This is a genomic window from Marinomonas aquiplantarum, from assembly GCF_003314975.1.
GTDB lineage: Bacteria > Pseudomonadota > Gammaproteobacteria > Pseudomonadales > Marinomonadaceae > Marinomonas > Marinomonas aquiplantarum.
Window position 1 is genome coordinate 14,023 of record NZ_QNRF01000011.1, and the last position, 23,317, is coordinate 37,339.

Annotated in this window: 21 protein-coding genes; 3 read left to right on the forward strand and 18 right to left on the reverse strand. The window is 44.4% G+C overall.

Features of this window, described 5'->3' with window-relative positions; genetic code table 11:
• The first annotated feature begins 86 nt into the window (after nt 1-86).
• Together fabA and fabB are read left to right on the forward strand one after the other, a co-directional pair.
• Entirely contained in the window at nt 87-602 is a 516-nt protein-coding gene (gene fabA / locus DFP76_RS15825; protein ID WP_013797797.1) for a bifunctional 3-hydroxydecanoyl-ACP dehydratase/trans-2-decenoyl-ACP isomerase, read from the forward strand.
• A 27-nt stretch (nt 603-629) separates the two neighbouring features.
• Nucleotides 630-1,844, forward strand: a complete 1,215-nt coding sequence (gene fabB / locus DFP76_RS15830) for a beta-ketoacyl-ACP synthase I (RefSeq protein ID WP_113875576.1) — start codon at nt 630-632, stop codon at nt 1,842-1,844.
• Between the two features lie 72 nt (nt 1,845-1,916).
• On the opposite strand, the gene DFP76_RS15835 is transcribed toward fabB, so the two are convergent.
• The 9 genes from DFP76_RS15835 to DFP76_RS15875 all read right to left on the reverse strand — a co-directional run bounded on the left by DFP76_RS15835 (nt 1,917) and on the right by DFP76_RS15875 (nt 13,748).
• Nucleotides 1,917-2,675: a lysophospholipid acyltransferase family protein gene (locus DFP76_RS15835; protein WP_113875577.1), complete on the reverse strand. Its 759-nt coding sequence runs from the start codon at nt 2,673-2,675 to the stop codon at nt 1,917-1,919.
• Nucleotides 2,676-2,694: 19 nt separating this feature from the next.
• Nucleotides 2,695-3,801: a 1-acyl-sn-glycerol-3-phosphate acyltransferase gene (locus DFP76_RS15840; protein ID WP_113875578.1), complete on the reverse strand. Its 1,107-nt coding sequence runs from the start codon at nt 3,799-3,801 to the stop codon at nt 2,695-2,697.
• 44 nt (nt 3,802-3,845) lie between these two features.
• Nucleotides 3,846-6,767 (reverse strand): insulinase family protein, encoded by a 2,922-nt coding sequence (locus DFP76_RS15845; RefSeq protein WP_113875579.1) that lies wholly within the window; start codon nt 6,765-6,767, stop codon nt 3,846-3,848.
• A 154-nt stretch (nt 6,768-6,921) separates the two neighbouring features.
• Nucleotides 6,922-7,497: a DNA endonuclease SmrA gene (gene smrA, locus DFP76_RS15850; RefSeq protein WP_113875580.1), complete on the reverse strand. Its 576-nt coding sequence runs from the start codon at nt 7,495-7,497 to the stop codon at nt 6,922-6,924.
• Nucleotides 7,498-7,982: 485 nt separating this feature from the next.
• The gene (locus DFP76_RS15855; RefSeq protein WP_245931959.1) at nt 7,983-8,186 is read right to left on the reverse strand and encodes a helix-turn-helix domain-containing protein; all 204 of its coding nucleotides are present in this window, start codon (nt 8,184-8,186) and stop codon (nt 7,983-7,985) included.
• Between the two features lie 58 nt (nt 8,187-8,244).
• Nucleotides 8,245-10,188: an ATP-binding protein gene (locus DFP76_RS15860; protein WP_113875581.1), complete on the reverse strand. Its 1,944-nt coding sequence runs from the start codon at nt 10,186-10,188 to the stop codon at nt 8,245-8,247.
• A complete protein-coding gene (locus DFP76_RS15865; RefSeq protein WP_113875582.1) occupies nt 10,185-11,453 on the reverse strand; it encodes an SIR2 family protein in 1,269 nt (422 codons plus the stop codon). Before DFP76_RS15865 ends, DFP76_RS15860 begins: the two co-directional genes overlap by 4 nt.
• Nucleotides 11,454-11,642: 189 nt before the next feature.
• The gene (ssb, locus tag DFP76_RS15870; RefSeq protein ID WP_113875583.1) at nt 11,643-12,359 is read right to left on the reverse strand and encodes a single-stranded DNA-binding protein; all 717 of its coding nucleotides are present in this window, start codon (nt 12,357-12,359) and stop codon (nt 11,643-11,645) included.
• Nucleotides 12,360-12,389: 30 nt separating this feature from the next.
• The gene (locus DFP76_RS15875) at nt 12,390-13,748 is read right to left on the reverse strand and encodes an MFS transporter (protein ID WP_113875584.1); all 1,359 of its coding nucleotides are present in this window, start codon (nt 13,746-13,748) and stop codon (nt 12,390-12,392) included.
• A gap of 155 nt (nt 13,749-13,903) precedes the next feature.
• On the opposite strand from DFP76_RS15875, the gene uvrA reads away from it, so the two are divergent.
• Nucleotides 13,904-16,723, forward strand: coding sequence for an excinuclease ABC subunit UvrA (uvrA, locus tag DFP76_RS15880; protein WP_113875585.1), 2,820 nt, complete (start codon nt 13,904-13,906; stop codon nt 16,721-16,723).
• Nucleotides 16,724-16,858: 135 nt separating this feature from the next.
• Here the strand turns inward: uvrA and DFP76_RS15885 are convergent, their stop codons facing one another.
• The 9 genes from DFP76_RS15885 to rplO form a co-directional block, all read right to left on the reverse strand.
• Nucleotides 16,859-18,061 (reverse strand): S41 family peptidase, encoded by a 1,203-nt coding sequence (locus tag DFP76_RS15885; RefSeq protein ID WP_113875586.1) that lies wholly within the window; start codon nt 18,059-18,061, stop codon nt 16,859-16,861.
• A gap of 323 nt (nt 18,062-18,384) precedes the next feature.
• The gene (gene rplQ, locus DFP76_RS15890; protein ID WP_113875587.1) at nt 18,385-18,762 is read right to left on the reverse strand and encodes a 50S ribosomal protein L17; all 378 of its coding nucleotides are present in this window, start codon (nt 18,760-18,762) and stop codon (nt 18,385-18,387) included.
• A gap of 42 nt (nt 18,763-18,804) precedes the next feature.
• Nucleotides 18,805-19,809 carry a DNA-directed RNA polymerase subunit alpha gene (locus DFP76_RS15895; RefSeq protein ID WP_013797819.1) on the reverse strand — a complete coding sequence of 335 codons (1,005 nt, stop codon included), beginning with the start codon at nt 19,807-19,809 and terminating at the stop codon, nt 18,805-18,807.
• Nucleotides 19,810-19,842: 33 nt separating this feature from the next.
• A complete protein-coding gene (rpsD, locus tag DFP76_RS15900) occupies nt 19,843-20,463 on the reverse strand; it encodes a 30S ribosomal protein S4 (RefSeq protein ID WP_013797820.1) in 621 nt (206 codons plus the stop codon).
• A 16-nt stretch (nt 20,464-20,479) separates the two neighbouring features.
• The gene (rpsK, locus tag DFP76_RS15905; RefSeq protein ID WP_009836290.1) at nt 20,480-20,872 is read right to left on the reverse strand and encodes a 30S ribosomal protein S11; all 393 of its coding nucleotides are present in this window, start codon (nt 20,870-20,872) and stop codon (nt 20,480-20,482) included.
• 66 nt (nt 20,873-20,938) lie between these two features.
• Nucleotides 20,939-21,295: a 30S ribosomal protein S13 gene (gene rpsM / locus DFP76_RS15910; RefSeq protein ID WP_013797821.1), complete on the reverse strand. Its 357-nt coding sequence runs from the start codon at nt 21,293-21,295 to the stop codon at nt 20,939-20,941.
• 121 nt (nt 21,296-21,416) lie between these two features.
• Nucleotides 21,417-21,530, reverse strand: a complete 114-nt coding sequence (rpmJ, locus tag DFP76_RS15915; protein ID WP_012071915.1) for a 50S ribosomal protein L36 — start codon at nt 21,528-21,530, stop codon at nt 21,417-21,419.
• A gap of 19 nt (nt 21,531-21,549) precedes the next feature.
• Entirely contained in the window at nt 21,550-22,881 is a 1,332-nt protein-coding gene (gene secY, locus DFP76_RS15920) for a preprotein translocase subunit SecY (RefSeq protein ID WP_013797822.1), read from the reverse strand.
• The gene (gene rplO, locus DFP76_RS15925; RefSeq protein WP_063334244.1) at nt 22,882-23,316 is read right to left on the reverse strand and encodes a 50S ribosomal protein L15; all 435 of its coding nucleotides are present in this window, start codon (nt 23,314-23,316) and stop codon (nt 22,882-22,884) included.
• Between the last annotated feature and the right edge of the window lies 1 nt (nt 23,317).

Below are 23,317 nucleotides of genomic sequence, written 5' to 3' on the forward strand. Positions count from 1 at the left end.
ATCAGCTAGATTTTATACTGCAAACTGGACCACATAACCCACCGAGCTATTTCTAGTCTGCGGCTGGATGTGGATATAGGACTATAATGACTACAGCTTCATCTTTTGAAAAAGACGAACTATTAAAATGCGGCCACGGTGAAATGTTTGGTGCAGGTAATGCCCAACTTCCTGTTGGCAACATGCTAATGATGGATCGCATCACTCACATATCTACTGAGGGCGGTGAACATGGCAAAGGCGAAATCATTGCCGAGCTAGATATCCACCCAGACCTTTGGTTTTTCGAATGCCACTTCCCTGGCGATCCGGTTATGCCTGGCTGCCTAGGCTTAGACGCCATGTGGCAACTTGTTGGCTTTTTCCTTGGCTGGAAAGGCAACAAAGGTCGTGGACGCGCACTTGGCTCAGGTGAAGTAAAATTCACTGGGCAAATTTTACCGACTGCGAAAAAAGTGACTTTCCACATCAACTTAAAACGCGTTATTGAACGCAAGTTGGTAATGGGTATCGCAGACGGAAGCGTAAAAGTAGATGGCCGTGAAATATACACAGCAAAAGATTTGCGTGTTGGTCTATTTACTTCAACAGAAGATTTCTAAAAGATTCAGAATGAAAGAGGCACATTTATGCGTCGTGTAGTAGTAACAGGTCTAGGCATTGTCAGCTGCCTTGGCAATGACAAAGACAGCGTTTTAAACTCGTTGCGCGAGGGCCAGTCTGGTATTCGCTTCGCTGAAGATTACAAAGAACACGGCTTTCGTAGCCATGTTTGTGGTCGCATCGATCTTGATGCAAACAGCATTGATCGTAAAGTTCGTCGCTTCATGGGCGACGCTGCAACTTACGCATACGTTTCTATGCAACAAGCCATCACAGATGCTGGCTTAACAGAAGACCAAGTGTCTAACATCCGTACTGGTCTCGTTGCCGGTTCAGGTGGTGCATCAGCACAAAACCTAGTAGACGCTGCAGACACACTACGCGAAAAAGGCGTAAAACGTGTTGGTCCTTACCGTGTTACACAAACGATGGGCAGTACTGTATCCGCTTGTTTGGCAACACCTTTCAAAATCAAAGGCGTTAACTACTCCATCACATCGGCTTGTTCAACCAGTGCACACTGTATTGGTAACGCCATGGAATTGATCCAACTAGGCAAACAGGACATCGTTTTTGCCGGTGGTGGTGAAGAAGAAAGCTGGACACAAACTTGTATGTTTGATGCGATGGGCGCCTTGTCTTCTAAGTACAACGAAACACCAGAAAAAGCGTCTCGTGCTTACGATGCAAACCGTGATGGTTTTGTTATCGCAGGTGGCGGCGGTATGCTGGTTATCGAAGAACTAGAACACGCTAAAGCTCGTGGAGCAAAAATCTACGCAGAATTAGTCGGTTACGGTGCAACATCTGATGGCTACGACATGGTAGCGCCATCTGGTGAAGGTGCAGTACGTTGTATGCAAATGGCGATGAGTACAGTAGAAGAGAAAATCGACTACATCAACACTCACGGCACAAGTACACCTGCTGGTGACATGAAAGAACTGCAAGCTGTCAACGAAACATTCGGCGACGACATTCCACTAATCAGTTCTACTAAGTCACTGTCTGGTCACTCACTAGGTGCGGCTGGCGTACACGAGGCGATTTACTGCCTGCTTATGATGGAAAACGACTTCATCACAGCGTCAGCAAACGTAGAAGAGCTAGATGAAGCGGCAGGTAACATTCCTGTTGTGACAACTCGCAAAGACAATGCGAATCTAAACACTATCATGTCAAACAGCTTTGGCTTCGGCGGCACCAACGCCAGCTTGGTATTCAAAAAATACCAAGGCTAATCAGCCAAACGCTCAATAAAAAAGCCGCTAATGCGGCTTTTTTATTGTCTACACGTTACTTTAACGATCAAATCAATCGTTGAAAATATACTCATTTCCTTTCGGTAGTTTTGCCATTTCGGCACGCATCCAAGCATCCATTTCATCATGTAGTTCTGACGTTTTCTTACCATCAGACTCAATCACCGGCCCCACCACTACTCGAATAGCACCTGGAAATTTGCGCCAGCGTTTACCCGGCCAAGTGTAGCCTGCGTTGTGCACAACGGGCAGAATCGGCGCTTTAGCTGAGGTCGCCAACATAGCTGCCCCTTTATTAAAAGCTTGCTCTTGGTTAGGCGCAATGCGCGTACCTTCGGGGAAAATCAAAACAGAACGACCATCTTCAATTCGCTCTTTTCCCTGACTGATGATTTGCTTTAAAGCATTGGTTCGTTGCGAACGATCAATGGCGATCGGCTGCACCATACGCAACCCCCAACCAAAGAAAGGCACAGACAGAAGCTCTTTTTTTAGCACCGTAGACACAGGAGCCATCAACACCTGTAACAAGTAGGTTTCCCATTCACTTTGGTGGTTTGCCACCAGCACAAACGCGCGCCGTCGATCAATGTTTTCCAAACCAACAAACTCAATTTTTACACCACAAAACACTCGAAAGACGAATAATAAACCTTTGTTATGAAGGTTAAGTACCGGCTGACGAAGTCCTTTCGGTAACAATACCGTTGCCAAAGGCGCTAGAGCGCCAAACAACAAGGTCGACAACATGTAATAAACAAAGAATACGGCTGATCCAATCCACGATCGAAGTGACTCCCAAAGACTCATTAAAACCTTACTCCTCGTTTTATTTTGCTAAATATTTTTGCTGCTGCTTCAAAGGGTTGGCATACATTGCCAACACAGTATCACGCAAATCTTGCGGACACTCTTCTAGGTAACGTGAGAACGCGGCATCTGGCGATGCTTGTCCAAGCTGCATAGCTAACGCCGCTTCGTTCGTAGATTGAATAGCATAGTTCGTGATGATCTGACGATCTACTTCCTCAACAAACTCTTCTGGTGTTTCAAAGCCATCTTTGATCACATCACCAAAGGTCACTACCACTTTGCCTTTTTGCCCAACAATGCCATTTTTAATGCTATCAATGTCTTCAAATTCGGCTTTTTCGTAGCTGCCAGTCGAAGACTTTTGATGCAATTCATTGGCTTTATCAAAGGCACAAGGATCATATTCATAAGAGATGGAAACTGGCACAACTTTTAAGTTTGCCATCGCTTCAGCAAAAGACTTTTTCTCTTTCTTCTGACTCATGAAGAACATTTTAATGATGGCCGGATCCGTTTGGTCCAAGCCGTCTTTTGCACGGCCTTCTTTTTGCGCAATCCAAATATTACACTGATCTTTGGTCAAAGATTCAGTGATGTAAGCCGACAACTGACCAAACGCCGCCATCATTTCGCGAATGCCGTTAGCAGAACGCTTAACAATGAAACTCTTATTCAGACGCATCAAGTCGGACACAAAAGGACGACGCAATAAGTTATCACCAATGGCGATACGAACCGTATCCAATCCCGCCAAATACAAGCCATAATTGACAAATGCAGGGTCCATGGCAATGTCTCTGTGGTTTGACAGAAACAAATACCCTACCCCTTTTTCCAATTTCTCAATGCCTCGATACTCCACGTTAGTGGTCGTGGTTTTGATCATGCGTGCCATATAATCGGCTACGAGCATTTGGAATTCATGCACATTGGTGATCTTGGCAACCTGACGCTTTAGCGCCAACTTCACCACGAATGCCAAGGGCCCGTGCATCCATTTCGGCCATTTAGCAAAACGAAAACCAATAATCGTATTAATAAAGTCTGGTGTGGTGACCAGATTTTGCAGCACCTCGGCGACTTCATCGTCGTTGTAGGGGCGTATATCGTGAAACTGATCCATTTATTTTTCCGTTAGTAAAAACTAAGCTGTTTTTCGTATTATATTTACAGAGATTGAATATCAAAACCAAGCGCTTCCAGCTCGTCACACTTAGTGACAGAGGTAACCACGGCAATGTTTTCATTCTCTTTCGTTAGGTATGTCTTCGCGACCTGTTGCAATTGCTCAATCGTCACGGACAAAATTTTCGCTCGAAACGCTTCTCGATAAGCAAGACTACGACCATGTAACTGAACATAGAAATCGCTTTGCGCTTCACCAGCAGGTGAGCTTGGTTTATCCATAGAACCAATCACACCTAAAATGGCTTCCTCTAATGCTTCATCACTGTGAGTGTCATTCAATAACCACTCAATAGACGCATCAAAGTCAGCCAATGTTTCTGTCAATCTTGGGTCTCGGTAGGAGTAGAATCGGAATGACCCGGTACCGCCGTCAAAGGTTGCACCACCGCCATAAGCACCACCTTGCTCTCGAATCGCACGATGTAAAAATCCGTTTCTCAGGAAACCACCCAACACAGTCAATGCCGCCACATCAGGATGATCGCCAAACGCAGTTCGGTAGGCTTTACTACAGAAGCTAACTTGCGTTGAGGTCAACCAAGCCAATTTCAATTGACCTTGCTGAGCAGGCAAAGTGAAGTGCGTATCCTCATCTCCAGTTGGCAAGTCCGCGAACACCTCATTGACTTGCGTCATGATGCTCGCTTCATGTTGTGCTTCAGCCACTAACAACATCTGTTTCTTAGCGCGCAACAACTTACTGTGTATACGCTTAAAGACAGCCAATACCTGTTGTACTGCCGCCTTATCTTCTTTCATCGCATCGTCTAAAGCGATCGCCGAACGAATACCTGACATGCCACCCCATGCTTCTTGCTGTGCAGCCAAACCAGAAATGGCACTGGCCGCAGCGGCCATTGCCAAGGAATGACCTTGTCCAGTGACAGACTGTTCACGGCGTGCACGGCGTTGCGCCACTAACTCTTTAACACGGCTTTCTTCATCGAAACGCACATGCAACATGGTGTCACGCAACAACTCGCTCATGGCTTTGACATTCGGAACCAAAGCTTTAGAGGAAAGAATGAAATAGCCTTTTACCTCTTGTCGATCATTGATCGTCGCTCTAATCGAGTTCGACGCACCAAGACCACCACAAACTTGTGCCTGCTTTTCTTGTATCGCAAGATAATCTTGATGACCAACTCCAAGCTCGGTCATCACCGAAGAGAACAACGGCAAATAACTGGTTTCTTCCTCGTCCAGCTCGGGCAGCTCAACAACCAATTGCTGATATACCAGACCATTTGTCCCTTGAGGATAAAAGGTAATAGGCAAACGCCCCGCTACCTGCTCTCGATCGTATTCAGGTAAACGTGCTGGCACATCTTCTAAGCCGACTTTCGGCAAGATACTCATATCATCGACTTGCGCCTGACGCTCTTTCAACGCTTCACTGCGTTCAATGATTTGCTGCTTTTGTTCGTCGCTTAACGACGCCTTGATGCGACTCAAACGGTCTTTTTCCGCTTGATTACGACGTGTTTCCAATGCATCGTCTGGACTTAATGTCAGCGTTACTCGGTGAGCATTCGACAACAGCAAGCTATTAATAAGATTTGGAATGTAATTCGGCGCTTGTACTTTCTCACGCATCTCAGCGATCACTGGATCCAAGTCCAATTGCGTAATCACATCACCAGAATGCACCGCCGTAGACAGCCCTGCGAGGATCAGTTGCAAGCCGTAAGGGTAACTGCCACCGCCAATTTCACGTTGGCTTAGCTCCAACTGATGCAACATGGCGTCAACCATATCCTGTTGTACGCCTTGTTCCGCAATCTCTTCTAAACTGGAGAGAATTAACGCTTCGACCTTACTAGAGTCTTCTCGCTTCACCCCTTCCAGACCACACATAAAGCTCATTTCTTTATTGCTGTCTTCCAGCCCACACAGAGGCGATGGCGCGCGTCCTAGATCAGAATTCTCCAATACTCGACGCAATGGCGAAGCACTGTTATCCAACAACACACTGGACAATAATTGCGCTTCAAACTGCTGCGTTAAATCCGTACTCTCACCCAGCAACCAGCCGACAACCACATGGCTACCGTCTTCTTTTACTTCGTCAGCGGCATAACCTTCTTCTACGCGAACTGGCGAGAAATAACGTTTTGCATTCGGCACACTGACTTGCGTATCAAGACGCTCAAAACGGCTCAATACTTTTTTCTCAAATTCTGCTTGCAAGGTCTCAGCTGGAATATCACCAAAGGTCATGAAAACCGCATTAGAAGGGTGATAATGAGTACGATAGAAAGCCAACAAATCGTCGTAAGAAAGATCAGGAATATCCGTCGGTTCGCCACCAGAGTTGAAATGGTAAGTGTTACTTGGGAACAAATACTTTGTCAGAGTTTGCCACAACACAGAGGTGGTTGAACTCATTGCCCCTTTCATTTCATTAAAGACCACACCTTTAAACGTCAGATCAGACTCGGCGTTATCAGGTTCAGCAAATTCTAAACGGTGACCTTCCTGAGAGAAGTCCAACTCATCCAGACGAGAAAAGAACACCGCATCTAAATACACGTCCAATAAGTTATGAAAATCTTTCTTGTTCTTACTGGCAAAGGGATACGCAGTCCAATCAGAAGAGGTAAAAGCATTCATGAAAGTATTCAATGAACGACGAATCATCATAAAGAAAGGATCGCGCACGGGGAAACGCTCAGAACCACACAATACTGTGTGTTCCAAAATATGCGCCACACCACAAGAATCAGTTGGTACAGTTTTTAGTCCAACTAAGAAAACGTTTTCATCATTTTCCGATGCGATGTGAAAATGCTTTGCGCCGGTGACGGTATGCTCGAACTCCTGAACACTGGCGTTCAGAGCGTCAATAAACTCACTGCGAATAAATTTAAACGCAGGATGGTGCGCGATGCGATCTGTCATTCTCTACCTCGATAGAATTAGAATACGATGACTCAATAAAATGGTTCTTATGGCCAGCTTAACCACCAGCCAATTAAAGTGGCGAGATTATAGCAAAATCCCCACATTTCCTGCACCAAATAACACGCAAGCATTCTGTAGAGAATGCTAAAACTTAGCGTTTTTGATGCCGCTCCCAGTTTTCTAGGCGGGCTTTTTCACTCTTCTTAAACAGCACATAAACCGCGCCTAAACCACCGTGATAACGTTGAGCGCTGTGGAATGCCATCACCTCATCAATGTCACGTAACCACTTATTGATGTAACTCTTTAATGTGGCTTGATTTTCTGGTGTACGATCACCTTTACCATGCACTATGATGCCCACTCGAATATCGTGGTTCATACAATCTTGAGTAAACTGAAATACTTCTCGACGTGCTTCTTCCACAGTACGACGGTGTAAATCCAAACGTGATTCCACGCCATATTTGCCCTGGCGTAAACGCTTAAAAACCCCATCTTGTACACCAGAACGCTTAAATTCCAGCATGTCATTTGGATCAACACGCTCAACATAATCTTTCGACAAGTAATTTCTGTCTTCTTGTTTGGCTTCTAACGCCGCTTTTTGACGAGCAACAAAATCCGCTTCACCCTGCTTTTTTCCCAAGTACACTTCGGTTTTTTTCAGCGGGCGAATGCCTTTCACTTCCTCGGCAAATAAAGAGAACGCTTCATCCTCGGTCATAACGACTCACCTCAAAACTCACCATAATGCCTTATCAGACAGCCGAATAAACAAAAGGCTCCCATAGGAGCCAACACATTCCGTTTATCCCTGCTTTCACCTTAGTGAAAATCACTGTTTCACTCGCCCTTGTCCGACAAGTTACAAGACACACTTTCATATGGGAATCATTATAACAGGATATACATTCGACAACTAATATTGATAATCACGACAAACACCCGTTCATTCGCACTACTATACGCGATGACTACAGTCGCTCTAACCCGTTTGACAATCAGGCTCGACATTATGGTTTGCGCCAAGGGGAACTCACGTTGGGGGAATCATCCCGACATGACCCACTTCGGCGGCTGGCGCAGCTACTTAGCGAGTTTGAGCTAACGTCTTAAACAAGGGTTAATAAAAACCAAAAAGCCTTCGTAGCAATGATACGAAGGCTTTTAATGATCACTCTGTTCTATCCGCTGAATGGTTCAAACAGATTATACAAGCACATCCAGACCTTTATCAGCGACCAAATTCAACAGTATTAATGACGGGCCATTTGGCTTCTTAACGCCTTGCTCCCACTTTTGCACTGTGGACTTGCTAGTATTCAAATAAGCAGCAAAGACGCCCTGACTCGCTCGATTTTTAATACGGATACTTTTAATTTGCTCGGCTGTGAACGCTTTTACTGGAGGCAAGCTTTAGCCCACTTTATAACAGTCGAATTTTTCAAAGCAATTCTTAACTTCCAATTGTTTATAATACATAAGTTTTAAACCACTCCTCATGAATCTTACAATTCTCACTGTTAGGTTCCGGAAACGCCTGTTTTATTCTGACATGTAGGGGCATTGATACACAGTTACCAAATATTAAAGCCTCTCCCGGAACAGATTGCTTAATTTTATTTGCGAAGTCATCTGAAAAATACGGAAGGATAGCATAGACGTACTTCATATCTATTTCATTCTGTATTCGGTGGATTATGAAGTTGGAGCATTGTGATAGAACCGTTTCAGATAATTCTGAGGGTCGTTGAGATGATATCAGCAAATATAATGCGTATTTCCTGCCTTCACGGGCAATCTGCTCAAAAATATTCTCACGCAGAAGATATTTCGAATCTTTTTTAATGTAACGGTGAGCCTCATCTAGAACAAGATGTATAGGTTTCTCACGTCTCGCGTTACCTTTTAGCTTTTTCCTTGAAGAAAAGTTTATTCTTGAAGTTACCGAGGTTAATGTCTCCAAAGCATCTTTGGAAAGCTCGCTGGTATCGATAATCACCATATTGGTTTGTTCTGGGACATCCAGATTTGATTGCCACATCCAATCAAGATATTGGTCTATGTTGGTTGTGTTTTCTGGTCGCTTGCGCATGAAATCACAGTCTGGATTATCTAGAAAGAAATCCAATCTGGTCATCATTGTCGACGTATACTCTCGAACTCGTCGGTTTCCTCTGGCATCTTCCTCTAGCAATGTTAGGTTGGCTGCCTGTTTGAGGAATCGATAATCGAAATACTGTTCTGAACTAGCACGCATAGAAATAACTTCTTGCACAGATCCGTAGTCAACCTTTTCACGAACCTGCTCAGCAGCTTGCTTTAACTTATCGTTGTTATTTCCGTAAGCTACTGAACAATTGCTATATAGCTCTTGTAAATCTTCATACATACCTTCCTCTTCACAAGCTTTTTTTAGATTCTCATCGAATTCAATTAGCTCAGAAATTCCGTATATTACGTTTTTCGCAGCAGTAACAATAGCAGTGTCAGTATCACCTTGAGCCAGTAGCATATGTACTAAACTACATACTTTAAAACGCAGATAATTAATAAACTTCTGTCTCTCAACACCCTCGCGAGTTGAGATCATATAAAACTTATAGCTTTCCTGAAGCACCTTATCCCAAAATGGACGTTGGGTCGCATCAGTCGCCATTAGGAATGCACTCCACTCATCAATATTCATGAGGAAGTGGGGAAGATAAAACCGTTCAAATCCTTCTTCTGCTGCATCAATGTTGGGCTTTAGCTGCCTTACTTTTAAGTTTGGACCTATTTCATGCTCAGAAAAGGCATTTTTGTATTCGCCATTCACATCGAAAATCAATATCCGTGAGCCAATAGCAGAGTTATCTTTCTTCTTATGGATGTCTTGGATAATGTGGGCAATTGTATTTGATTTACCGCTTCCAGAGTTTCCGAGGACTGCTGAGTGGATGTTGAAAAATGAGTTTATCGAAATATCAATTGGATAGTTAATTAAGTTTTTACTCTCGCCGAGATAAAAACTTTGGTGAACAGACTTTTCCAGTGACTTATCTTTACTTGTATGAAGAATAAGCTCCATATCTTCAAATGTAACAACCGCTACCTCACTGTAAATTCCGGGGAAAATTCCAACCCCAAGATTAAATTTTTCAGCTCTGGTGATAGTGCCAACAGGTTTCAGCAACAGTTCTCTATTACTATCAATGTCATAAGCGGCAGAATCTAATTTCATATCGCTGTCGAAGATTGACACAACTTCACAGATTAACTGTTCACCCACTGAGTTTGTGGTTTTCAGATAACTACCAATGTTACCAAAGTAATAGACGACACCAGCAAGATTTACGGAATTCCCCCTGATGTCTGATGAAATTTTAACCCGGAACTGATTAAAGTTAACTGAAGTGATCTTCCCAATTTTCATTTTTTATCCCCGACCGACTTCATGGATTTGATAAACTCTTCAAGTATTTCAGTATCCTTACTACGGTCCAGATCGGGAATGAAATTATTCACGATATAATTGAAATAATGGATTTTTTCCTTTTGTGGAGCCGCTCCGCCATCAACAGGGACTTCTATCTCTCCTGATATCTGATAGATTCGCCGATCGGTTAGTCTGGTGAGGTTTTCTGTTGGGTGATAGTTGCCAAAAATTATCACGCTAAGGCTGGAATTAGACGCCAGCGCTGAATAGATGGCATTGTTAATATGTTCATCGCTAAAGCTGTATCCGATGACGATTAACACTCCATGTTGCAGCAATAGCTTGTTCTGAAACTCTCTGATTAAATCGGCATAGGGTGAGCCTAGGCTCTTGTTTTGTTTCAATGGTGTTGGATAAATTAGTACGTTCTTGTCGCTTGAAGGTTCGTTCGGTGTGACATCGACTTCTTTAATATTGAAAAATGAATTGTCATCCGACTCTATCCAGCTAATAGAGCCGTGAAGTTTGAAAAGATAAACCATGCTTTCCAACGGTTCATACTTCTCAACACTAGGATCAACCTTTCTGGAAAAGGTGTAAGAGAATCTTGCTGGGTTAAATGTGCGAGAGAGGCCGCTACTAAATCCATTATTGTAGTTGATGTTGAGAAAACCCAGCGCAGTCTCACTCAGTAAATCATTGTTGGTAGTAAATACGTTGACTCTGGCTAAATCTTTGTTTCTAAGAGCCAATTTCTGGTAGAGCTTCTTATATAAGCCAAGAGAAAGCTCGGCCTGCGCGGAAGTACAATCAATATTTATACATGAATAAATCTCGGACTCAATAAGGTTGATAAGGAAATCATTGAGACTATCTGTTTGACCTACACCTTTCAGGTATTCACGCTTTGAGTACAGTGTACCTAATAAGCTTTCAAGGTTGTTTGGAGCATTGTCTTTCGCAGATTTGAATTGTTTTTTTAATTCATCATGCTTGTCGGGATCAGAAGCTAACTGCTCCAGAGTTTGTTGAGCTTCCACCCGTTCAGTCACTTTTTTAATGAGTGGTGCCATTGCTGGTATGGCATCAGAACTTGCGCCAGCCCCCAGCAAAAAGTGAAGATTTTTGATGTTGGTTAGATCGGAAAGTTTGCTTCTGATTTTCTCAATACCATCTTCGACACTATCATTTTCAGCAAACAAACTCTCCTGGCCTTGTTTAAATGTAAGGTTGTCCTTTGCAAATACCTTTTTATCATTCATTTAAGAAGTTCCTTTAAATACAAATCAGCGATGAATAAAACGCAAATAAAACGGGTCAGAGTTAAATTAACTATGTTTCCAACATTCATTCTCATTTATAGCAGACATACCTTAATTTTCCACCCACCAAACAAAAAGCCCCGCAGGTGCGAGGCTTTCTGGTCTATCTGACTTAACAACAAGTATTTCCTAGAACGGAATATCGTCGTCGAAGTCGTCAAAGTTTGGCGCTTGTTGTGGCTTCTGTTGCTGCGGCGCTTTTTGTTGTGGCGCTTGCTGCTGAGGAGCCTGTTGCTGTGGCGCATTGCCCCAGCTACCAAAAGACTGTGGTTGAGCCTGTGGCGCTTGCTGTTGTGGTGCGGCTGGTTGCTGAGGCTGTTGGCCGTAACCACCTTGAGCTGGTTGCTGGTTAAAGCCACCTTGTGGTGCTTGTTGTGGCGCGGCTTGTTGTGGTGCTTGGTTGAAGCCACCTTGTGGCGCTTGCTGCTGAGGTTGCTGACCGTAGCCACCTTGGCCTTGCATGCTGTCGTAACCGCCTGCAGAAGGGGCTGCACCATCGTTGCGGCCGTCTAGCAACTGCATTTCGCTGGCGATGATTTCTGTGGTGTAACGCTTAATACCGTCTTTTTCCCACTCACGAGTACGCAATGAACCTTCGACATAGACTTTTGAGCCTTTTTTGATGAAGTCACCTGCGATTTGACCTAGACGGTAGTTACCACGGTCCATGAAAGACACTCGGTGCCATTCGGTACGTTCTTGCATCTGGCCTGTTTGCTTGTCACGCCAACTTTCGGTTGTCGCCAAGCTCACGTTTGCCACAGCGCCACCAGACGGCATGAAACGCACTTCGGCATCGTTGCCTGCGTTACCTACTAAAATTACTTTGTTTACTCCACGTGCCATGACGTTCTCCAACTGAAATAAGTTCTTTCTTTATACATTAGCTTGTGGCGCAAGTTGCGCCAGGGCTGCTTTGTCTAATTGCTTTTTATCCACTTTGAGATAAGCGGTTTGTTCATCTTCGAATATTTGCATGCCTTCCACTCCTTGGACGTTTGCAAGTTGTTCGGCCAGCTCAGTGACTTCTGCGCTGGTTATGTTAGGTAAACTGAAAGCCAAACTGGTCAATTGGCGTGGCGCGGGTTGCGCGATACAAACCAAAGACCACGCCAGAAAAATCACACCCACGACAAAAAATACACCTTCATTGGCATGATGCTGTAGTAGCCATCCACCACCCACACCGCCAATAAAGGAACCGATAAATTGGTGGGTAGAAAATACGCCCATGGCCGTGCCGCGATAACCGACTGGGGCAAGTTTGCTGACGAGTGAGGGTAATACCGCTTCCATGGCATTAAAACCAATAAAGTAGCCCCACAGTAACACAGCAAACAACCAAAACAAGGATGCTCCTTGCAGACCAATGGAACAGATTCCAAGCAAAATAAAGACGCCGATCAGCACTTCTTTCATCTTGCCTTTCGCTTCCGCGATAATCACCAATGGTAACATACCCACAAAGGCAAAACCCATAATTGCTAAGTAAAACCAACTATGTTGTGACAAGGCAAGATCAAACTCATTGATCAAGCGCCCTGGCACTACCACAAAGATGGCGGTTAAGCTGGCATGAACAAATAATACGCTGATATTCAGGAAACGCAGGCGAGCATTTTTCATCACCGCACCGAGTGCCGTTAGACTCGGTGTGGTATCTCGTCGGAAGGTATGTTGCACACTATTCGGCACAGCAAACAAAATAAGCGCGATGCCGACAAAGGACAAAGCCAACGACAAATAGAACAAGCCAGACAACCCAACCAGTGCAAATAGCCAAGGTCCGAAGACCAGTGACAGCATAAACGAGGCACCAATACTGATGCCCACACTGGCCATGGCCTTGGTGCGGTTTTGTTCCCGTGTGACATCACTTAATAGCGCCATTAAAGTACTGGCAATGGCCCCTGCACCCTGAACGGCTCGCCCAATAATCAGTGTGTTAATGTCGTCGGCGTTCGCACAAATGAGACTGCCCAGCGCAAACAACAATAAGCCAATGACAATCACACGTTTACGGCCTATTTTATCGGACCACATGCCCATTGGAATCTGCAGACAAGCTTGGGTTAGTCCATAAATCCCGATCGCGGTTCCAATTAACGCCGCATCGGCACCGGTCAGGCCATCTGCTGCCACGCTAATGACAGGCATGATGAGAAATAAACCTAACATGCGGAACAAATAAATCAGTGCTAAGGCAATAACTGAACGTCGTTCGAGTAGATCCATAAGGAGGTCACAACCACTTAACGTTGGGGTTAAGGAAAAAAGATGCTAATTTTACCGAATTTACCGTTGAAGCTCCATTTCAACTACTGTAAAAATAGACAGTTATTTTATTAAATGCAGATTTACTTCTGTCGATCAGTTTTTATTGGAGACCCATGGATACCATTACCATACGCGGGGCCCGCACCCACAACCTGAAAAATGTGGATTTAGATATTCCAAGAGACAAGCTTGTGGTCATTACGGGGCTCTCAGGCTCAGGTAAATCCTCTCTCGCTTTTGACACCTTGTATGCTGAAGGACAACGTCGTTACGTTGAATCTTTATCAACATATGCGAGACAGTTCTTGTCCATGATGGAAAAACCAGACATTGATCACATTGAAGGTTTGTCTCCGGCCATTTCCATTGAGCAAAAGTCTACGTCTCATAACCCAAGATCAACGGTCGGCACCATCACCGAAATCTACGATTATTTGCGTTTGTTGTTCGCCCGCGCGGGTCAACCTCGTTGTCCAGACCATGGCGAACCATTAGAAGCACAAACCATCTCGCAGATGGTGGATAAAGTCATTTCCTTGCCTGAAGACACTAAAATGATGTTGCTAGCGCCCATCGTTAAAGATCGCAAAGGTGAGCACTTACACACTATCAGTGACCTATTATCAAAAGGCTTTATTCGCGCTCGTATCGACGGCATTGTGGTCGACCTAGACGATGCGCCGGCGTTAGAGAAAAACAAGAAACACACTATTGAAGTGGTCATCGACCGCTTTAAAGTACGTGCAGATTTGCAGTTGCGCTTGGCAGAGTCTTTCGAAACCTGTTTGGAGTTGTCCGATGGCATCGCCAAAGCCATTAATATGGACGAGCCGGATGAGGAATACATTTTCTCCAGTAAATTTGCTTGTCCTGTTTGTGGTTACAGCTTAACGGAACTGGAGCCTCGCCTCTTCTCATTCAACAACCCAAACGGCGCTTGTCAGACTTGTGATGGCTTAGGTACGCATCAGATGTTTGATCCAGAGCGTATTATTCAGGATGACACCCTGACGTTAGCAGAAGGCGCCATTCGCGGTTGGGGACGACGCAGTATTTTCTACTATCAACAGCTGACAGCACTGGCGAATCACTACGGCTTTGATATCGAAGCGCCTTACAAAGACATTCCTGACAATTTTAAAAAGCGCATTTTAAATGGCTCAGGCAGCGATAAGATCAGCTTCGTTTACATTAATGAGCGTGGCGATAAGATGACTCGCTCCCATGCGTTTGAAGGTGTGATTCCGAATCTGCAACGCCGCTACCATGAAACTGAATCCGACAGTGTGCGCGATGACTTGGCTCAGTACATCAGTGTGCAACCTTGCCCAGAGTGTCACGGTTCACGTTTGAACCGTTCAGCACGTAATGTCTTCATTCAGGAACAAACCCTACCTGAGATCGTCACCTACTCGATTTCTGACTGTTTGAATTACTTTGAGAATCTACAGTTAACCGGAGCCAAAGGCGAAATCGCCGCCAAGATTCTAAAAGAGATTCGCGATCGACTGACCTTCTTGGTCAATGTGGGTTTGGAATACCTGACCCTAGATCGTAAAGCGGACTCTTTATCCGGCGGGGAAGCACAACGAATTCGACTGGCCAGCCAGATTGGCGCAGGCTTAGTTGGCGTCATGTATATTTTGGATGAACCTTCCATTGGTTTGCACCAGCGCGACAATGAGCGCTTGATCGCAACTCTGACTCGCCTTCGTGACTTGGGCAATACTGTGATTGTGGTAGAACATGATGAAGACGCCATTCGTATTGCTGATCATGTTGTGGACATTGGCCCAGGTGCAGGTGTGCATGGTGGACAAGTGATTGCCAGCGGCACACCACAAGACATTATGGATTGTGAGTCGTCCATTACTGGTAAATTCCTAACCGGTGAGCGCAAAATTCAAGTACCCGCTGTGCGTCATCCAGCGAAAGATGGCAAACATCTGAAGCTAATCGGCGCCACGGGTAATAATCTTAATAATGTGGATTTAAGCATTCCTCTTGGTGTTATGACGTGTGTGACAGGTGTGTCAGGCTCAGGTAAATCCACTTTAATCAATGGCACACTTTATCCATTGGCGGCGACGGCATTAAATGGTGCAACTACCTTAAAACCAGCACCACACAGTAAAGTAGAAGGCATGGACGAGTTCGATAAATGTGTCGACATTGATCAGAGTCCTATCGGTAGAACACCACGCTCAAACCCTGCCACTTACACTGGCATTTTTACCCCAATGCGTGAACTCTTCTCAGCGACACAGGAAGCACGCTCCCGTGGCTATAAACCTGGGCGCTTTAGTTTCAACGTCAAAGGCGGCCGCTGTGAAGCCTGTCAGGGGGACGGTGTCATCAAGGTAGAAATGCACTTCTTACCCGATGTGTATGTGCCTTGTGATGTGTGTAAAGGCAAACGCTATAACCGTGAAACCTTAGAAATTCATTACAAAGGCAAGAACATTCACGAATGCTTAGAAATGACCATTGAAGACGCTCGTGAGTTCTTTGATCCCGTTCCATCCATCGCTCGAAAACTACAAACCTTGATTGACGTTGGTTTGGGTTACATTCGTTTAGGACAAGCAGCCACTACCTTGTCTGGTGGTGAGGCACAGCGCGTCAAACTGGCAAAAGAATTGTCTAAGCGTGATACCGGCAAGACCTTATACATTCTGGATGAGCCTACTACTGGACTGCACTTTGCGGACATTGAGCAACTGCTTAAAGTACTGCATCGCTTGCGTGACCACGGTAATACCATAGTGGTGATTGAGCACAATCTGGACGTAATCAAAACGGCCGATTGGATTGTTGATCTGGGCCCTGAAGGCGGCAGTGGTGGCGGTTACATCATTGCCGAAGGCACACCAGAAGAAGTTGCTAAGAAAGACAACTCTCATACGGCACGTTTCCTAAAAACCATGCTTTGATGAAAGTATAGCTATTAAAAAAGCGCTCAACTTATCCACCGATTTAATTTCCGTTTAGCTCGGTGGATAAGTATTCCCCTAAGAGGCAGTGTAGCTGCTAAATCTTACTAACAAAGTAAAGAACAATTTCAAACCTCACCAATCCAATGCGAACTCTAATTGTTCATCAATCCTGTTACCTAATGCATCAGCGGTTGAATAAACTTCGTAGTCTGGCTTGATGCCTTTGCGGATAAAATCATGAGGTTCATTTATAAAATCGTGCTTTGCTGATATCTGACACCAGTAGTTCCCACCTAAATCTAAATTTACTGGCATTCCTGAGCTCCCTGCTGACGTTTCGCCAATCAAAACGCAATTGTCTATTTGCTTAGCATATAAAAGAAAATCCTCGGCAGCTGAGATAGTTTCACAGTCCATTAATACGCATATTTTGTTTACTGATATAGGTCTATCAGGAAAGACCGTTTCTGATTTTCCAACATACCAGTCAGAAGCATTGGCTGCCTGTTGACGAGGATCTAAATTATGAAAATAAGCCACTTGAAAGGCATTAAAGCTTAAGCTTCTCCAAGAGGCGCCCATAAGTTGTTTATGAGTTAAAATAGCTAATAACTTAGTAGCAAAGACACTATTCCCACCCGTATTCCCACGAACATCAATGATTAACTTAGATATGCTAGCCAGTTTTCTTAGCTCCTGAATGACCAACTCAATGTCAGATTCATTTGCAAAGGAAGGAATATAAAGATAGCTAGTATCACGACTATAACAGTTCTTTATAGAATCAAAGCTTGGTTGACTTTGGCTCAATGGAAAAGTCTTCAAGTCAAATACACTCTCCAAAACAATCTCTTTCCTTAAACCATCTGGTGTGTTTATTACAATCCGTGGATTAGCAGAATATCGATTTGAAAGAAGATATTTTAATACTCTCGAAATGCCGTGGTTACGGGTAGAGAACGAGACTTGAGACAAATTATTCTGCATGACTTCAATAATAGGTTGTTCGTTCATTAAAAGTATCTCAGAACCAATTGGTATAGAATCTCGCAACTGAACTAGATTATTCAATACAAGGCATTTCGAGTCTATGAGCTTGGTCTTCAGGCCGACACTCAGCAATGGGATCACATCTTTAGGAAACACATCTGTATGCGCATCATTTAGACAATGTAATAACTTACGAAAAGCAGCATAAGTTGAATAATTTGAACGCTCTGATATCAATTCGAAAAATTGACGATCAAACTCGTCTCTGTGTTGGGTTGATGTGAAATTGGAGAAAAATTTATGCACATAACGCCAAAAAGTAAGCATGCTTTCTAAATCACTCATTCATACCATCCCTATATTCAATGACTGACTAACAAGTTCAGTATCAACACTTGTCACTTGAATTCAAGAGATTAAAACTAATAAGCAAATTATCCACTCACAACTTAACCTAAGACTCTTGCTAAGTGAGAGGTTAATAAGTTTGTGCTTATAGACAGGCTTTTCAACAATTTGAGATTTTCGTGTATCAAACCGATATTGTGGATAACTGATCGGCACACTAAATGAAGATGAATAAGAGAAGATAATGAACGAAAAGAGGCTTTAGTAAGGCACAAAAAAAACCGGACTCAAGAGTCCGGTTTTTTAATTACATACTGATATTACTCAGCGGCTTCAGTTTCTGGTCGATCGACCAATTCCACGTAAGCCATAGGTGCGTTGTCACCTGTACGGAATCCACATTTCAAAATGCGAATGTAACCGCCAGGACGAGCTTGGTAACGAGGACCAAGTTCTGAGAACAATTTACCTACTGCGTCTTTGCTACGAGTACGAGCAAAGGCAAGGCGACGATTCGCTACGGAATCAACTTTCGCCAATGTGATCAAAGGCTCTGCAACACGGCGCAATTCTTTTGCTTTAGGCAACGTTGTTTTAATAACTTCGTGCTCAAACAAAGAAGCAGCCATATTTTTGAACATCGCTTTACGATGCGAGCTAGTACGGTTTAAGTGACGTCCACTCTTACGATGACGCATTTTACATTCCTTACCAAACTACGGTGGTCAGGGAACAATGACCTAGCGAGCTAGAACTTTGCTATCGTCTTTCAAACTAGCTGGTGGCCAGTTTTCTAGACGCATTCCCAAAGACAAACCACGCTGTGCTAAAACATCTTTGATTTCAGTTAACGACTTCTTACCTAGGTTAGGCGTCTTAAGAAGCTCAACCTCAGTACGTTGAATCAAATCACCGATGTAATAAATGTTCTCTGCTTTTAAACAGTTAGCACTGCGAACGGTCAATTCAAGATCATCAACCGGGCGTAGCAAAATTGGATCAATCTCATCCTCTTCTTCTTCAACTGGTGCTTCGCTTTCGCTTTCAAGCGCAACGAATACCGCAATTTGTTGTTGAAGAATAGTCGCTGCACGACGAATCGCTTCTTCAGGATCGATCGTACCGTTGGATTCGATGTCTAGCACCAATTTATCCAAGTCTGTACGTTGCTCTACACGAGCGTTATCGACACTGTAAGCCACACGACGAACAGGGCTGAATGAGGCATCCAGTTGCAAGCGACCAATTGGACGAGTCTCATCGTCGCCAGCAACACGAGCATCAGCAGGCTCATAACCACGGCCACGAGCGACTTTGATCTGCATAGTTAACTCTGCAGTATCATCCAAGTGCGCAATAACGTGATCCGGGTTAGCGATCTCTGCGTCAGCAACTAACTGGATGTCCCCAGCCGTTACGACACCAGGACCTTTTTTACTTAGAGTAAGAGTTGCTTCATCTTGCCCGTGTAGAGCGATCGCAACTCCTTTCAGGTTAAGAAGAATTTCAATTACATCTTCTTTAACCCCTTCGATTGCGCTGTATTCGTGTAATACACCGTCGATTTCGACTTCAACAATCGCACAACCTGGCATAGAAGATAAAAGAATGCGACGCAACGCATTACCCAAAGTATGACCAAAACCACGTTCTAGCGGTTGTAGCGTAACTTTAGCGCGCGTTTTGCCTAATTCCTGAACTTCAATGTTGCGTGGGGTTAACAATTCGCTCACTGAACGCTGCATAGATCCACCTATTTCTTAATCCCAATCACCGACTTACTTAGAGTAAAGTTCGACGATTAGGTTCTCATTAATTTCAGCTGATAAATCGGCACGTTCTGGAGCAGCTTTGAAAGTTGCTTCCAATTTAGTTGCATCAACTTCGATCCAATGGATCGGCGCGCGATTTTTAGATAGCTCTAGTGCGCTTTGTACACGCAATTGCTTCTTAGCTTTTTCACGGATAGACACAACATCACCAGCTTTCACTTGGTAAGATGGAATGTTAACCGTTGCACCGTTTACTAGAATGCCTTTATGGCCTACTAGTTGACGAGCTTCCGCACGTGTAGAACCAAAACCTGCGCGGTATACAACGTTATCTAAACGTGATTCCAAAAGTTGCAAAAGGTTTTCGCCAGTTGCGCCTTTTAGACGAGCTGCAGATTTGTAGTAGTTACGGAATTGTTTTTCAAGAACACCGTACATACGACGTACTTTTTGTTTCTCACGTAATTGCAAGCCGTAATCAGAAAGACGTCCGCGACGTGCACCGTGCACACCAGGAACTGTTTCTGCTTTACATTTAGACTCAAGAGCGCGTGAACCGCTCTTCAATTGCAAGTCGGTACCTTCACGACGAGACAACTTACAAGTTGGACCTATATAACGAGCCATATGTCTGTCTCCTCAATTAAACGCGACGTTTCTTAGGTGGACGGCAACCGTTGTGCGGGATTGGCGTCACATCTGTGATGTTATTGATACGCAAGCCCAATGCATTCAATGCACGAACTGCGGACTCACGACCAGGACCAGGGCCCTTGATCATTACGTCTACGTTTTTAAGGCCGAATTCTTGTGCGACAGCACCGGCACGTTCCGCTGCTACTTGAGCTGCGAATGGTGTACTTTTTCGAGAACCGCGAAAACCAGAACCACCGGCAGTCGCCCAAGACAATGCATTGCCTTGACGGTCGGTGATAGTCACGATCGTGTTGTTAAATGACGCGTGTACATGAGCAACACCGTCGACAACCGTCTTTTTGACTTTTTTCTTGGTATTGCGCGTAGCTGGCTTAGCCATATTGCACTTTCCTATTTAATGCTCAGCTCTAGCGATTTTTTTCAGCTAGAGCGAAACGCGTTTATATTACTTACGAATAGGCTTACGAGGGCCTTTTCGTGTACGAGCGTTCGTTTTGGTACGTTGACCACGAACTGGTAGGCTGCGGCGATGACGAATCCCGCGATTACAACCTAGGTCCATCAAACGTTTGATAGACATACTGACTTCACGTCGTAAGTCACCCTCTACAGTATACTTAGCAACTTCGCCACGAAGCTCATCAAGGATATCATCACTTAAAGAGCCTATTTTCGCAGTTTCTGCAACACCCGTAGCGGCGCAAATTGCGCGCGAACGTGTGCGACCAATTCCGAAGATGTAAGTCAGAGAAATGACCGCATGTTTATTGTCAGGAATATTGACACCGGCTATACGAGCCATTCACTTTACTCCGTTGTTATTGATGATTAATTCATCACTTTACTTTCATGAGGGCGGCTGATTATGCCTACATTTGCAGGATAAATCAACCACCCATTCCCATCGTCGAGAAATCTCGTTATTAGCCTTGACGCTGCTTGTGACGAGGCTCAACACAAATCACTCGAACTGAACCGTTACGACGAACGATTTTGCAGTTACGACAGATTTTCTTTACAGATGCACGTACTTTCATGTTCAACTCCAACCTATGCTTAACGCATTAGGCCATTTGGACCATAACCAGTCAGATTAGACTTCTTCATTAATGATTCGTATTGCTGACTCATCAAATGACTTTGTACTTGCGACATAAAGTCCATAACAACCACCACTACGATCAACATAGAGGTGCCGCCAAAGTAGAACGGAACGTTCCACGCAACAACAAAGAATTGAGGCATCAGAGACACTAGGGTGATGTACAAAGCACCAAACAGTGTCAAACGAGTCATTACTCCATCAATATATCGAGCAGTATGATCGCCTGGACGAATACCCGGTAAAAAAGCACCGGATTTTTTCAGGTTATCTGCCACATCTTTAGGGTTGAACACTAGGGCTGTATAGAAAAAGCAAAAGAAAACAATTGCGATCGCAAACAACAGCACATAGAGCGGTTGCCCAGGAGCCAGTGCCAAAGAAATATTTTGCAACCATTCCATGCCTTCACCTTGACCGAACCATTGGCCGATCGAAGCTGGGAACAACAGAATACTGGAAGCAAAGATTGGCGGGATAACACCAGCCATATTTACTTTAAGAGGCAAATGACTCTTTTGTGCAGCAAACACCTTTTTGCCTTGCTGACGCTTAGCATAGTTAACCGTAATACGACGCTGACCACGTTCGATGAAAACAACGAATGCGATGGTCGCAATGGCTAAAATACCAATCAGCAACAAAGCTAATATATTAATATCGCCTTGACGAGCCGACTCAAATGAGCGACCTAGAGCGGATGGTAGACCAGCAACGATACCGGCAAAGATCAGAATGGAAATACCATTACCAATACCTTTCTCAGTAACTTGCTCACCTAACCACATTAAGAAGACAGTACCAGCAACCAAGGTCACAACAGCAACCGCATAGAATTCCATGCCTGTACTGAATGAGATGCCTTGACTAGCCAAGCCAACCGCCATAGAGGCTGATTGGACTAAGGCAAGAAGCACGGTACCGTAACGGGTGTATTGGGTAATCTTACGACGACCCGCTTCACCTTCTTTCTTTAATTGCTCTAGCTGCGGACTCACGACCGTCAATAACTGCATAATAATTGAGGCAGAAATATAAGGCAGGATCCCAAGCGCGAAAATACTCATACGCTCAAGAGCGCCACCTGAGAATACGTTAAATAAACTCAGTATTGTGCCTTCATTTTGATCAAACAGTGCTGACAATCTATCTGGGTTGATACCCGGAACCGGAATGTGTGCACCAATTCGATATACAATAATTGCCAAGAACACAAAGCGGATGCGAGCCCAAAGCTCGCTCAATCCGTTTTGCATGCCGGCAGGTAGTGAGCCACGCTTTGCCATTTATTCCTCGACTTTTCCGCCAGCTGCTTCGATAGCGGCACGAGCACCTTTAGTCACTTTAAGACCACGTACGGTAATCGCTTTGTCGATAGAACCAGACAAGATTACACGAGCAGTTTTAATCTGATGACCTAGAATGTCGGCGCTTTTCAGAGCAGCCAAATCTACAACTTCAGCATTTACAGCAGCAAGCTCGTTTAAACGAACCTCAGCAACATACTTTGCCTGACGCGAAGTGAAACCAAATTTTGGCAGACGCTTCTGCAAAGGCATTTGACCGCCTTCAAAACCAGGTTTTACTGAGCCACCGGAGCGAGACTTAAGACCTTTATGGCCACGTCCACCCGTTTTGCCCAAGCCGCTACCAATGCCGCGACCTACACGTTTAGGAGCATGCTTGCTACCTTCGCCAGGACGAAGTGTATTTAAGAACATG